Origin of the sequence: Jeotgalibacillus marinus, assembly GCF_040801915.1 — a bacterium.
Lineage (GTDB): Bacteria > Bacillota > Bacilli > Bacillales > Jeotgalibacillaceae > Jeotgalibacillus > Jeotgalibacillus marinus.
The window spans coordinates 1-13159 of record NZ_JBFMIA010000019.1 but is presented as its reverse complement, the minus strand read 5'-3'; the positions used below and the strand labels follow the sequence as shown (position 1 = coordinate 13159).

General features: G+C 38.5%; 14 protein-coding genes. 11 read left to right on the top strand and 3 right to left on the bottom strand.

Annotated elements, in window-relative coordinates; all coding sequences use genetic code 11:
• Nucleotides 1-147 precede the first annotated feature (147 nt).
• The gene (locus AB1471_RS14255; RefSeq protein WP_367780442.1) at nucleotides 148-474 is read right to left on the bottom strand and encodes a hypothetical protein; all 327 of its coding nucleotides are present in this window, start codon (nucleotides 472-474) and stop codon (nucleotides 148-150) included.
• 572 nt (nucleotides 475-1046) lie between these two features.
• Here AB1471_RS14255 and AB1471_RS14250 point away from each other — a divergent pair.
• The 5 genes from AB1471_RS14250 (at nucleotide 1047) to AB1471_RS14230 (ending at nucleotide 6261) form a co-directional block, all read left to right on the top strand.
• Nucleotides 1047-1778 (top strand): ABC transporter ATP-binding protein, encoded by a 732-nt coding sequence (locus AB1471_RS14250; protein ID WP_367780441.1) that lies wholly within the window; start codon nucleotides 1047-1049, stop codon nucleotides 1776-1778.
• Nucleotides 1775-2527, top strand: a complete 753-nt coding sequence (locus AB1471_RS14245; protein WP_367780440.1) for an ABC transporter permease — start codon at nucleotides 1775-1777, stop codon at nucleotides 2525-2527. Before AB1471_RS14250 ends, AB1471_RS14245 begins: the two co-directional genes overlap by 4 nt.
• 837 nt (nucleotides 2528-3364) lie before the next feature.
• A complete protein-coding gene (locus tag AB1471_RS14240; RefSeq protein WP_367780439.1) occupies nucleotides 3365-4594 on the top strand; it encodes an MFS transporter in 1230 nt (409 codons plus the stop codon).
• Between the two features lie 508 nt (nucleotides 4595-5102).
• Nucleotides 5103-5567: a divergent PAP2 family protein gene (locus tag AB1471_RS14235; protein WP_367780438.1), complete on the top strand. Its 465-nt coding sequence runs from the start codon at nucleotides 5103-5105 to the stop codon at nucleotides 5565-5567.
• Nucleotides 5568-5790: 223 nt separating this feature from the next.
• Nucleotides 5791-6261, top strand: coding sequence for an ASCH domain-containing protein (locus AB1471_RS14230; protein WP_367780437.1), 471 nt, complete (start codon nucleotides 5791-5793; stop codon nucleotides 6259-6261).
• 46 nt (nucleotides 6262-6307) lie between these two features.
• Here AB1471_RS14230 and AB1471_RS14225 read toward each other — a convergent pair whose 3' ends face one another.
• The gene (locus AB1471_RS14225; RefSeq protein ID WP_367780436.1) at nucleotides 6308-6721 is read right to left on the bottom strand and encodes a hypothetical protein; all 414 of its coding nucleotides are present in this window, start codon (nucleotides 6719-6721) and stop codon (nucleotides 6308-6310) included.
• Between the two features lie 2 nt (nucleotides 6722-6723).
• Complete coding sequence (locus AB1471_RS14220) at nucleotides 6724-6936, bottom strand: helix-turn-helix transcriptional regulator (protein WP_367780435.1); 213 nt, start codon at nucleotides 6934-6936, stop codon at nucleotides 6724-6726.
• Nucleotides 6937-7297: 361 nt separating this feature from the next.
• Here AB1471_RS14220 and AB1471_RS14215 point away from each other — a divergent pair, with 361 nt between their 5' ends.
• From AB1471_RS14215 to AB1471_RS14190, 6 genes are all read left to right on the top strand, one after another.
• Nucleotides 7298-8251 (top strand): ABC transporter permease, encoded by a 954-nt coding sequence (locus tag AB1471_RS14215; RefSeq protein ID WP_367780434.1) that lies wholly within the window; start codon nucleotides 7298-7300, stop codon nucleotides 8249-8251.
• The gene (locus AB1471_RS14210; RefSeq protein WP_367780433.1) at nucleotides 8241-9185 is read left to right on the top strand and encodes an iron chelate uptake ABC transporter family permease subunit; all 945 of its coding nucleotides are present in this window, start codon (nucleotides 8241-8243) and stop codon (nucleotides 9183-9185) included. The genes AB1471_RS14215 and AB1471_RS14210 overlap by 11 nt, the downstream gene beginning before the upstream one ends.
• Nucleotides 9186-9944 carry an iron ABC transporter ATP-binding protein gene (locus AB1471_RS14205; RefSeq protein ID WP_367780432.1) on the top strand — a complete coding sequence of 253 codons (759 nt, stop codon included), beginning with the start codon at nucleotides 9186-9188 and terminating at the stop codon, nucleotides 9942-9944. It abuts the gene before it with no gap.
• Nucleotides 9945-9962: 18 nt separating this feature from the next.
• Entirely contained in the window at nucleotides 9963-10913 is a 951-nt protein-coding gene (locus AB1471_RS14200) for a siderophore ABC transporter substrate-binding protein (protein ID WP_367780431.1), read from the top strand.
• Nucleotides 10914-11088: 175 nt separating this feature from the next.
• The gene (locus AB1471_RS14195) at nucleotides 11089-11928 is read left to right on the top strand and encodes an SDR family oxidoreductase (RefSeq protein ID WP_367780472.1); all 840 of its coding nucleotides are present in this window, start codon (nucleotides 11089-11091) and stop codon (nucleotides 11926-11928) included.
• A 120-nt stretch (nucleotides 11929-12048) separates the two neighbouring features.
• A complete protein-coding gene (locus AB1471_RS14190) occupies nucleotides 12049-12624 on the top strand; it encodes a GNAT family N-acetyltransferase (RefSeq protein ID WP_367780430.1) in 576 nt (191 codons plus the stop codon).
• Nucleotides 12625-13159: the final 535 nt, after the last annotated feature.

Below are 13159 nucleotides of genomic sequence, written 5' to 3'. Positions count from 1 at the left end.
CATCCTACAGAAAACTAGGTGGAGCGGATGTGAAGAAAATCGGATAAATTTTTTCGCGATTAAAACTTACATTTCTTCTGATGTCGTTCCAGTCAGACATTATCTCAAATTTGTCCTTTCCCAAAATAAAAAAGAATAGCTATGAGGCTATTCTCGTTTTCGTCTCTTTGATGACTTCTTCGCTTGCATTTCATGCAGCAGTGCCTTTTTCACCTCTTTTTGCATTTGAGGCATTTTCATAGATTGCTCTACTACTTCTTTTAGTAGATCAGTTTGTAGCATTTTTTCAACCCGTTCAATTTCACTTGCATTTTGATTATCTAAGTCATGTTTTTGTTCTCTAGCCAGTCTCGCTAAATCTGATTGATGCTGAATTTCCAAAGCCTTTAAATCACTTTCTCCTTTGGCAACAGCGGAAAAATAAGAAACCAAAGAACTAACAATAGCAACGATAACGGGAATCCATATTTCCATTCAAATCACTCCTTAATCAGTTTTCAAAATATCATTTGTTCAACAAACAGGCTAGTAAGCCATGAGTTCGATCGCACCATTTCACTTTTTCTATCCATCAATATCCTCATCAAGTAATAACAATCATGATAATAAAAACTATTTGTTATTAGTCTACGTCTCTGCGTGAAAAAGGTTCGGCTAATTTGCTGTGATTGTATGCAGTCGTAAGGATTAAAGTAACTCCGGTGTTGGGCAGTATTTAGAGGTGATAAAAAAGAACCTTTTTCCTTATATGAATTCATGTTTATGGTGGAGGTGTTTATTGTTAATAATAATTATCGTTTGTATAATAAATAAACCCGGTAAGCTTTTTAACAAATGGTTAATAGTGATTATTATTCTCAATTAAAACAATTAATTCTCAATTAAGTTGCACTTTATTCTATTTAATGGTATATTATATTAAATGATAATTATTATAAATAAGAAAAACGTCATAGTAAACGAATAAAGAATTTGCTCGACGAAAAATGGGAAAAATAGAAATGGCGCCTGTGTGCTGTTTTGTTTCCAATAAGGATGTGAAATAGATGAAAACGAGCTATAAACCTGCCATTCATTTTAATCATGTTAACTACTCTGTTGAAGGTCGACCTATTTTAAACACGATTATGGGATCTTTTCCCGAGGGTAAAATCACTACTTTGGTTGGTCCATCAGGGGCAGGGAAAACCACATTGCTCAAATTATGTAATGGTCTCCTGTCGTCTGATTCGGGAGAAATTTATATTAAGGATAAAATGATTAGCAGTTATGAACCAGTGGAATTGCGCAGGCTTGTCGGAATGGCACTACAAAGTGCACCGATGATTAACGGCACCGTGATGAAAAACCTGTCATTGCCTTTGGAGCTGCAAGGTAAACAACTACCCGAAGATGAGGCAAAGGAATTATTACACGATGTCGGTTTGGATGAAGAGTTTTTGTCTCGGAACATCAGGGATTTGTCTGGTGGACAGCGGCAAAAAGTATCGATTGCAAGAACACTCGTTAACCGTCCTCAAATCTTATTGCTCGATGAAATCACGTCTTCGCTAGACCGGACATCATTGCAGGAAATCGAAGAACTTATTGTAAAAATCAACCGTAAGTACAACACGACTATTATTTGGATTACTCATAATTTACAACAGGCGCTGACAATTGGTAACTATACATGGGTCATGATGGACGGGGAAGTTATCGAGACAGGGAAAAGTGACTTGCTGAAATCACCTGTAAATGACAAAGTGAAGCGGTTTGTGAAAGGAGAAGTGGAATGAGTTTTTTAACGTTATCCATTACTCTTATTTTCGTTCTTATTCCGATTATTTTATCGAAAACACTTCGTTTAGACTTGGAAAAAGACACGATCATTGCGACGATCCGCTCCATTATTCAACTTCTAGCAGTCGGTTACATTCTGAAATTCGTTTTTGACACTGAAAGTTTGGTTTACATCTTTTTAATGGTAGCCTTGATGATCGGCGTCGCTACTCATAATGCGCAGAAAAAAGGCGCATCGATTAGAGGGATCACTTGGAAAGTGGGGATAACCTTAGTGTTTGTTGAAGTACTGACGCAGAGTATTTTGATTGGGTTCAACATTATACCCGCGACAGCTCAATACATTATTTCCATAAGCGGTATGGTCGTCGGAAACTCCATGGTGCTCTCCATTTTGTTCCTCAATCGATTCACAGCAGAAGTGGAAACGCATCAAGATGAAACAGAACTAATTCTCTCACTCGGTGGAACACCGAAACAAGCGATTCACACACAGCTGATGAATGCCATAAAAGCGAGCATGATCCCGACAATCGAAAGTCAAAAAACAGTGGGTCTTGTTCAATTACCAGGGATGATGAGTGGTCAGATCATTGCAGGTGCGGACCCTGTTCAAGCGGTACAATTCCAACTACTTGTTATGTTTCTACTATTAACAACCGCCGCCGTCACAAGTGTCATGCTTGGATTTTTATCGTATCCGACTTTATTCAATGAGCGCATGCAGCTATTGAGGGGGAAATAAAGAGGTTGGGCGTCATGCTTACTGACAATACACTCGGAATACGGGTGTGTTTTTTTATGGAAATTTAAGTTTCGCTGAGAGGATTTCCGTATTTTATAACAAATGATTAAGGCAAAGGTTTTTCCAAAAAATCTCTACGAAAATAATCATATGTCGAAGGCTGGTGAACGAATGGTACCCACAACTTTTCTATGCTCACTCCATGGAAATACACTCGGAATACGAGTGTGTTTTTTTCCATGATGGAATGTAATCCATCTTTGGATATTTAATGAGAAAATAGTTGAAAAATTGTGCTAAACTGTTTTTAGAAAGCGCTTTCTTTTGTGTGGTGTTCTTTTTTATCTTACCACCGTCGACGAAAAATTAATGGTGGCAAATAAGAATGAGAACAAGAAACCAAAAAATAAGGAGGCATTAATTATGGAGGTAGTTACGAGTAGAAAAAGTATATTTTAAGTCTTTTCAACTTTGGTTATACTGTGGGTTTTTTTTGACAGCTATGTTGACGGCGACTATAAACGACGTATGAAACAGTTCGTGAAGCTCCTAATCACATGTGGTGCTGGAATAAATATGAGTGGGCAGTTTCCGAACACTTTGAAGGAGAAATGCCAAGTGACATATCGCAAGCAGATACGGAAAAATCTAGCGCTATCTAACATTGGAATGTAGGTATTTCTGCTACATTTTAATCCCACTTAGGACGGCATTAAGAAAGATGTAATCGGTGATGAAGATGGAGAGTGAAATTGATGGAGTTTGCCTTTTTATTTACAGATAATTATATAAATGTTGGTAGAGTTTGTTATGTTGAGGGAATAGGGAGTTTTTTGTTTGAGTGAGATTTTTACAAATAATACTTTGAGAACATTAATATTAGCTAATCTATTTTCAAGTGTGGGCAAAGGGATGGTACTTATCGGTATTTCTTGGAACATTGTTGAGAGTACTGGAACGGCAAGCCCACTCGGTATAACTATATTATTCTCTACCGCAATAATGATCCTAATTGGTCCATATATAGGGATATATATAGATAAGTACTCTAGAAAAAAAATATTATTAACAGCAAATTTTTCAGGTGCAGTTATCCTTAGTTTTTTTTCACTTTGGGGTATATTTTGGGGAAGTTATTCTACATCAGTTCTAACTATTATTTATGTAGTATCGATGGTTATACGACAAATATACTTTCCAGCTCAATATGCACTAGTTCAAGAAACATTTAAACCAAAGAAATATCAAAAAATTAATAGTGTTTTAGAAGTACAAAATCAGGTTGTAAAAGTAATGGCTGGTGTGTTTGCGGTCTTTATATTAGTGCAGTATAGTCTACATACTGTATTTATCATAACCTCGATAACTTATTTAATTGCTTTTTTATTATTAATTCCTTTAAAATATTCATTTACAGTTAACGAAGATAAGAAGACTAAAAAAAATTCGTATAAAGAATTGACTAAAGGACTTAAATTCATCATTAATATGAAAGGTTTTATAATTTTTGGGTTATCTGTTTTTACTCCGTTCGTTGTTTTTATGGTTGGAAATCTATTAGCTCCAGCATTTGTTAATATTGATTTACAAGAAAATGTAAGTGTTTTTTCTTCAGGAGAAATAACTTATGCTTTAGGAGCTGTATTAGCTGGGATTCTCGTTACACGCATATTAACAAAAATCTGTAAATTCACTTTCCTAATTACGAATATAACTTTATTTTCAATATCTTTAATTGGGATGGTTTTAATTCTTAAAGGATGGGCTTTTGTCCTTGTGTATTTATTTATGGGGTGGACTGTATCTTCAACTAGATTAATAAGTCAAACTATTTTTATGGAAATAGTTCCTAAAAATCTAATGGGGAGAGTAATGATAACTTTAGATTTACTTTCACTAGTCATCCGTGTGATCTTAATTGCCATTTTCACGATCAGTATAGACATTGTTGGTGCAGGTTCAGGATATTTAATTTTATCAGTATTACTTTTCGGTGCTGCCATGGGAATTTCATATTCAGTTAAGCATATTAAAGAAGCTGTTGAAAACATCAAAGAAGCTGCGTAGATAATGTGACTAAGGGCCGGCTTGGTGATAGATTGTTTAAATTAAGTTATCGCAATTAAATGACAAAATTTTTACGGTTGTCTTCATGGGCAAGACACCATGTTCCGCGAGAATGAGATCGTTGTCATGGTAAGCAGCCATGGAAGTCAACTTTGTCCAACCAATATAGTGATTGAATTGATCAATAATACAGCATCCTTGATCACTTTCGTGCGTTGTTCCGCATGATTGCATCAGATGATTAGAAGGCACCTTTCTTGTACATGTGGTTCTTACCATCTACCAGAACAGGTGTCTTTTTAATTGTGCATAAATACGAACAGAACACGCATTAATCCCCTCGATCACCATTTTACGAATAGAACAAATGTCACCACCACCTTTTAAAATGCTTTTAACGTGGGAATAATCAAGAGATGAATTGTTGATATGTGGACTGGTTATTTTCGAGTTGGGGATTAGACGTAAAAAGGTGAATTTGTATCAACACATGTATAAGGAATTGAGGGTGAAGATAATGAATCGTGGAATTGTGACAGCGCTATCTGCCATTGGGATTGCTCAAGGTCTTAAGATACTCACACACAAAAAAGTAACGGGGAAATGGGATTGGAAGCAGATCTTTGAGACAGGTGGCATGCCGAGCTCACACTCAGCAGGTGTTGCATCGCTTGCCTCTTATGTTGCAGCCAATAGAGGAACACGACATACGGAAACGGCTCTTGCTGTCGTTTTTGGGACGATCGTTATGTATGATGCGCAGGGCATTAGACGTCATACTGGGGAGATCGCTAGACTAGTAAATGAACTGGACGATAATATTGAAGAAATTTCAGGAGACTATCCTAGTTTACAATACGTGAAACGTGAAAAACAGCTGAATGAAGTTCTCGGACATCAACCAATCGAAGTAGCAACGGGTGCACTTTTAGGCGTATTAATTGGTATTGTTTCTGCAAAAATAGAAGATTGAGTATAGGTCTTTTGTCATGATGTGCGGATAAAGTGTAGATAGACTTCGATAAAATATGCAAACCTGCGGATAAGTGTGGGAGCGGCTTCGATAAATGCCGGACAAGCTTCGATAAAAGCGGGCTAAACGCCGATAAAACAAAACATAAAAATTTAATATACAGAAATCACCATTACACTTGTGATAGAATACAGTTTACGATGGAAAAAAGAGGATGAAATCCATGAATGAATTAGCAAAGCAATATTGGGAAACGTATTGGGGAGAGAAACCACGACCAGCATCCGTTACTTCCTGGCAATTTGGCGCGCAGCCAGATGATCTTGCACAACTAGTGATGGATAGGATTAAAACAGCAACATGTTCAGGGTATATTTTTTACGAGATGGAAAATGAACCGCTACCTAGGGTGAATGACTATAGCATTATTTTGAGTAGTAAAGATGAGCCGTTAGCAATAATCAAAACAGTAGACGTTTCGATTATGCCGATGAACGAGGTTCCTGAAGACTTCGCGATTGCTGAGGGGGAAGGGGATCGTACGTATCGCTATTGGAAAGAAGCGCATGAAACGTTCTTCAAGAAAGAGTTGGAACAAGTTGGACGTACGTTCTCAGATGATATCCTGGTCGTTTGTGAGCGGTTTGAGTTAATTGATAAAAAAGTAAAAAGTGTTTATTCCACCGGATCGTGAAGATTGAAGGGTGAAATGAACACTTTTTTAGTTCTTATAGTTCTTCCTATAGACGTTTTATTATAAGGAAACCCAACCCTATAAGTGAGTACAACCCGGACAGGACCGCTATTAACATACCCGTTTCAATTGAGTGCACGCCTAGACTATATAAGGTAACTAAAGCGAATCCGCTGCCGATCAACACGATATAAAGAACAATTAAAAAATATTTTCGTAATAGTGAAATTACGCGTTCGTCTACTTCAGGCACTTTTTTATTTCGCTTCTTGTTCCAAAGTGAAATGCAAAAGGGGACACCCGCTCCACCAATGATCCCTACTAACATGGGAATGACCAAATGATAGTCAACAAAACCAGGACCTTCTACTCTCTCGACCAGGTAAAGTCCTAAAATTGCGCCAGCCACTATGCTTCCATACATGAATATATAAATCAACACTTGAAATCGTTTTTTCACGCTCATTTCTCCTTTCTGTGATCTAGATAAAACATTTCTTCGATAGGCACGTTGAAATATGCGATCAATTTTAGTGCTAGCTCCAAGCTAGGATTGTATTTGTTTTTCTCAATTGCATTTACAGTTTGTCGAGTGATCTGGAGATCTTCTGCCATTTTTACTTGTGTAATGCCTTTTCTTTGCCTGATTTCTTTGATGTGGTTAATCACTGGCATTAAAAACCCCTCCAATCAAAACGTAAAGATATCTTTACGTTTAATATAATAAAAACTATTGGGGGTGTAAAGATATCTTTACACTTGAGTAGGAAATTTATCATGAACCGCGGATATGTGTAGAGTAACCTTCGATATCGGGCCCATATCCGCGGATACCCTCTTCACAGCCTTCGATATCCACCTTGATTATGAACTAGAGAAAAATATTTTTCTAAAAATACTTGCGCTGAGAATGGTTTTCATTTAGTATCTACATGTAGGCAAGAAAAGAGAGGTTTTCTTTTTTTTTAATCTTTATTGAGAATGATTCTCTTTATCGTTGTTTAATCTATTTTTTACAGAAAGTTAGGTTTCCATTATGAAAAAACGATATCTGGCCAGTGCACTCGTTCTTTTCTCAATTGGGTCTTTGTTTGTTGGAGTGTCAGCGATTTCTCCGCTTGATTTATTCCGCTTATCAGAAGACCAGCTTCATATATTTTGGGTGAGCAGGATTCCTCGCCTGATTAGCATTTTACTTGCGGGAGCGAGTATGAGTGTGTGCGGATTGATTATGCAGCAGTTGACGAGAAATAAGTTTGTGTCACCGACGACAGCGGGGACGATGGATTCTGCACGACTCGGTGTTCTTGTTTCGTTGATGCTTTTTACAGCAGCTAGCCCATTGCAAAAGATGGGTATTGCATTTCTTTTTGCTTTGCTAGGAACTTTTGTATTTATGAAAATTCTTGATCGTATTAAGTTCAAGGATGTCATTTTTGTCCCACTTGTTGGATTAATGTTTGGTAATATAATTGGCTCCATTACAACCTTTTTTGCGTATAAAAATAACTTAATTCAGAACATGACTGTGTGGATGCAGGGTGATTTCTCACTCGTGATATCCGGACGATATGAGCTGATGTATGCGAGTATTCCTGTCATGGTGCTTGCTTACATATTTGCAAATAAGTTTACGATTGCGGGAATGGGTGAGGATTTTTCCACGAGTCTAGGGTTGAATTACCGAACGGTGGTTAACATTGGGCTTGTGATTGTGGCGTTTGTTTCTTCCTCCGTGTTACTGACAGTTGGGATGATTCCTTTTCTTGGGTTGATTATTCCTAATATCGTCAGCATTTATCAAGGAGATCATTTGAAAAAAAATCTTCCGCATACTGCCTTGCTTGGAGCCCTTTTTGTGCTCGTGTGCGACATTATTGGCCGTATTGTGATTTATCCATATGAATTGCCTATTAGCCTGACGGTTGGTGTCATTGGCAGTGGGATATTTGCTTATTTATTGATTAGGAGAAAGTCTCATGAATCTTAAATGGAAAGTATTTATTTTAGCTGTATTGTCGCTTGTACTCATTGGCATTTATATGCTGACAAACGCTGGTGGGAATTGGGATTACATTATGCCACGCAGAGGAATGAAGATTCTTGCGATGGTCATAACAGGTGGGACGATTGCAGTTTCAACCGTCATTTTTCAAACGATTACTAATAACCGAATTTTAACGCCAAGTATTCTAGGATTAGATTCTCTTTACATGTTGATACAGACCTCACTCGTTTTTATCATTGGATCAGGCAGTGTGATGATTATGAATCGCAATGTGAATTTTATGATTACGGTTGCGGTGATGGTTGTCTTCTCTGGTTTGTTATATAAGCTTTTATTTAAACGGGAAGAGTCGAATATTTACTTTCTGTTGCTGCTTGGCTTGATTTTTGGGACGTTTTTCTCCAGTATTTCAACCTTCATGCAGGTGCTGTTAGATCCAAATGAGTTTTTAAGGGTGCAGGATAAGATGTTCGCGAGCTTTAATAACATTCACACGGATCTTGTGTGGATTGGCTTGATTGCGATTGCACTAGGTGTCATATGGATGTTGCCTTATTTGAAATACTTAGATGTTGTTGCATTGGGGAAGGATCAGGCGGTCAACCTAGGTGTGGATTACGATCGGGTTGTGAAGCATTTATTTCTTATTATTGCCGTGTTCATTTCCATTGCGACAGCGCTTGTGGGACCGATTACGTTTCTTGGATTGCTAGTGGCGAATGTGACGTATGAAGTGATGAAAACGTACCGCCATTCGTATTTGTTTGCAGCCTCCATTTTTATCAGCATCATTGCGTTAGTAGGTGGACAGCTGCTTGTGGAACGAGTGTTCACTTTTGCCACGACACTCAGTGTGATTGTCAATTTCGTCGGAGGGGTGTATTTCCTCTATTTATTACTAAGGGAGCGATCGTAAATGGTTGTAGCGAAAAATGTGTTCAAGCTTTTTGGTAAAAAGAAGGTCGTGGAAGATGTTTCGATTACCATTCAAAAAGGAAAAATCACCTCGTTGATCGGGCCAAATGGTGCGGGGAAAAGTACACTACTTTCCATGGTAAGTCGCTTGCTTACGTCTGACGGAGGAGAAATCACGATTGATGAGCTGGATGTGGCGAAATGTCGAGGCAACGAGTTAGCAAAAAAAGTGTCCATTTTAAAACAAGCTAACCATGTCACGCTGAAATTAACGGTTAAGGAGCTTGTGTCGTTTGGCCGTTTTCCGTATTCGCAAGGGAAATTGACGAAAGAAGATGACAAGCATGTGGAAGAAGCGATTCGCTACATGGAATTGACCGATTTGCAGGACACCTATTTAAATGAGCTGAGTGGCGGGCAGAAGCAGCGAGCTTATCTAGCTATGGTCATTGCGCAGGACACGGATTATATTTTGCTGGATGAACCGTTGAATAACTTGGATATGAAACATGCGGTTCAAATGATGAAGGTCCTTCGAAAGCTTGTGGATGAAAGGGGAAAAACGGTGGCAATTGTCATTCATGATATTAATTTTGCTTCGTGTTATTCCGATCAAATCATTGCGATGAAAGACGGAAAAGTGGTGCGTGAGGGAACGGTGCAAGAAATCATACAGTCAAACGTATTAAAAGAAATTTATGAGATGGATATCGAGATTGAAAATATATGCAACAATAAAATTTGCGTGTACTACGCTTAATAAAGGTGGAACTAGAAGATGAAAAAAAACACATTTCTTTTACCAATTGCAGCTCTAACGTTAACTTTAGCCGCTTGTGGTACGGACGATTCGACAGGGTCAGATGCAACTAATGATAATAAAGAAGAAATCACGATTAAACACGAGCTGGGTGAAACGACAGTCGAAAAAAATCCTGAAACGGTTGTCGTATTCGACTACGGAACGCTTGATACACTTGATTCACTGGATGTCGAGGTGGCTGGAATACCAAAAACTCCAAATGAAAAAGTCCCAAACTATTTGTCCCACTATATAGATGATGAGTACGTGAATGTTGGTGGGTTGAAGGAACCTGATTTTGAAGCCATTAATGCGATGGATCCAGACCTGATCATTATTTCAGGGCGTCAATCGGACATGTATGATGAGTTCACGGACATTGCTCCAACGATCTACATGGGTCTAGATACGACGCGCTACATGGAGTCATTTGAAGAAAACGTGATGACAGTAGCAGGGATTTTTGACAAAGAAGAGGAAGCCGCAGACCAGTTAGAAGCTGTTCAAGCATCGATTGATGAGCTACATGAGGAAGTTGCAGCTGAAGATAAAAGTGCGTTAGTGACTTTAGCGGTCGATGGAAAAATAAGTGCGTACGGAGCGGGTTCACGCTTTGGGATGATTTATGATGTGTTAGGCTTCAAGCCATTGGATGACACCATTGACGAATCAACGCATGGTCAGAATATTTCGTATGAATATATTGTAGAGGAAAACCCTGAATACTTGTTCGTTGTGGACAAAGATGGACTTGTCGGTGGCGAATCATCCTCTGCAAAGCAATACTTGGAAAATGAGCTTGTGGAACAAACCACTGCCTCCCAAGATGATCATATCGTTTATCTAGACGCAAGCTACTGGTACTATTCGGATGGTGGCTTGACTTCCGTGCAAGGAATGGTGGATGAGGTTGCGGCAGGATTATAGGAAGTGATGAGAACAGCTAGCCGGTGGGTTGGCTGTTTTTCTTTGGTTTATTTTGAGTTCAAGGAGATTCATCAATTGGTGGCTAGGGGGACTGAACGAAGAGGGTATGGTGTTTTTTCCTGGGTTTCCTTCTTCTACCTCTTACCTAAAACCTGTATACTAATTTCAAGAGGTGATTGGAATGAAAATTGCGTTAGTAACGGGAGCTAATTCTGGAATGGGATTGGTAACGGCAGTAGAGTTAGCCAAACAAGGGATGCATGTAGTGATGCTTTGTAGAGATCCCCGCAGAGGGAAGGTGGCTTGGATTTCTGCAAAAGAACAGAGTGGTTCGCAGGAAATCACGTTAATGAATGCTGATCTTGGTTCAATGGAGAGTATTCGAGCATTTGCCGCTGCATTTAAAGAAAAGTTTGATCATCTGGATGTATTGGTGAATAACGCTGGTCTGATATCGTTTAAAAGACAAGTAACGAATGACGGATTTGAATCGCAGCTTGGTGTGAATCACCTTGGACACTTTTTACTAACAAACTTGCTGTTAGATGAAATCAAACGGGCAGAAGCGGGACGAATTGTGGTTGTTAGTTCCGGGGCACACAAATGGGGGAAAATGGACTTTGAGGATCCTCATTTTGAAAGGGGATACAATGTAGCCAAAGGGTATGGGCGTTCAAAGCTTGCAAATGTGTTATTTACAAAAGCGTTAGCGAAACGATTAGAAGGCACGAATGTAACAGTAAATGCACTCCATCCTGGGGCTGTTGCGACGAATATCGGTGTTGATCGTAAAACGGAGTTTGGTCGATTGTTCACTCGGATGCTCAAACCATTTTACCTCACACCAGCTCAAGGCGCGAGTACGGCCATTCACCTTGCTACGAGCGATGAGGTTAGTAATGTAACAGGAAAGTATTTTTATAAAATGAAAGAAACCGATGTGTCTGCTGAAGCTAAGGATGAGCGGGTGGCTGAGGAGCTGTGGGACTGGAGTGAAGAGCGAGTTAGTCTGTAGTTCATGAAAAATAGTGTAATCAAATGAAACCACCGGACCAGCTGGAGCGGGCAAAACTGCCTTGTCTCCAAAGTTGGTTCAGCTTTTTGAGATCATCATTTTAGAGTGGGGGTATGTTCATTGAATCTATTATTACTTGATTTTCCAGATGAATTTACGACAAATCGTTTACTTATACGTGCAGCGAAACCCGGTGATGGTGAAGTTGTTTATGAGGCGATAAATGCTTCAAAAAATGAACTAAAACCATGGCTTCCCTTTGCTTCTAAAGAGCAAACAATAGAAGAAGTAGAGGCGAATATAAGAGATTCATATGTTAAATTTTTAGCAAGAGAAGACTTACGATTGCACGTGTTTTTAAAAGACACAGGTCAATTTGTCGCATCATCTGGATTACATAGAATCGATTGGAATGTACCTAAGTTTGAAATTGGTTATTGGATTGATAGCCGTTTTAGTGGAAAAGGATATATGACAGAAGCTGTGGAAGGAATTGCAGATTTTGCGATAGGCGTACTGAATGCTCGTAGAATTGAAATTCGTTGCGACACTAAAAATGATAGAAGTCGTGCCATTCCGGAAAAATTGGGATTTGGATTAGACGGAATTTTAGAGAATAATGGGATTAATGAAGAAACAAATGAGTTAATTGATACGTGTGTCTATGCGAAAATTATAAAGGATTCTCCAGCATAATTAAAGTGAGTGACAATAGATCATTTATCGACCATTTCATTTTACGTTGGTTGGTTTAGTTTTTTCCTCCCCTTATTAAACTGGTCTTGTGTGTATGCTTCATCTAGTCTCCTTGTTCCCCTTCTATGGAGCAACTAAATCCAACCAAATAATTGCATTCAACTAGTTTTTTCCATCCGGTGTCTAGTCTTCTTCTGCCCAACAGCTTTTGTAATTGAGTCTTATAAATTTTCCAATCTTGAGGCATCGTCAATGAGAATGGGGCTAATGGGATTTTATTATTATCCTCTTCAGATAGCAACATAATTAAAGGAAACACCTCTAATGAGAATGATGAAAATGGTATAAACTTAAACAGCAGTTCAGTTAGCAATACGGTTACTTCACTCCATTTTTGTTATAAAAAATCTTTTATATGACTTTATATACGCCTATACACGAATGCCGTATGCAGAATACTATAGAGGGTAAGAAAGTTTCAAAGAAAGGAGGATAGTTAATGAGCCAAAAAAATAATTCAACTAATGGAGATTGT

Excerpts from the sequence above, each read along its gene's own strand:
- AB1471_RS14255 (WP_367780442.1), bottom strand. The coding sequence starts at position 474 with ATGGAAATATGGATTCCCGTTATCGTTGCTATTGTTAGTTCTTTGGTT.
- AB1471_RS14250 (WP_367780441.1), top strand. The coding sequence starts at position 1,047 with ATGAAAACGAGCTATAAACCTGCCATTCATTTTAATCATGTTAACTAC.
- AB1471_RS14245 (WP_367780440.1), top strand. The coding sequence starts at position 1,775 with ATGAGTTTTTTAACGTTATCCATTACTCTTATTTTCGTTCTTATTCCG.
- AB1471_RS14230 (WP_367780437.1), top strand. The coding sequence starts at position 5,791 with ATGAATGAATTAGCAAAGCAATATTGGGAAACGTATTGGGGAGAGAAA.
- AB1471_RS14220 (WP_367780435.1), bottom strand. The coding sequence starts at position 6,936 with ATGCCAGTGATTAACCACATCAAAGAAATCAGGCAAAGAAAAGGCATT.
- AB1471_RS14215 (WP_367780434.1), top strand. The coding sequence starts at position 7,298 with ATGAAAAAACGATATCTGGCCAGTGCACTCGTTCTTTTCTCAATTGGG.
- AB1471_RS14210 (WP_367780433.1), top strand. The coding sequence starts at position 8,241 with ATGAATCTTAAATGGAAAGTATTTATTTTAGCTGTATTGTCGCTTGTA.
- AB1471_RS14205 (WP_367780432.1), top strand. The coding sequence starts at position 9,186 with ATGGTTGTAGCGAAAAATGTGTTCAAGCTTTTTGGTAAAAAGAAGGTC.
- AB1471_RS14200 (WP_367780431.1), top strand. The coding sequence starts at position 9,963 with ATGAAAAAAAACACATTTCTTTTACCAATTGCAGCTCTAACGTTAACT.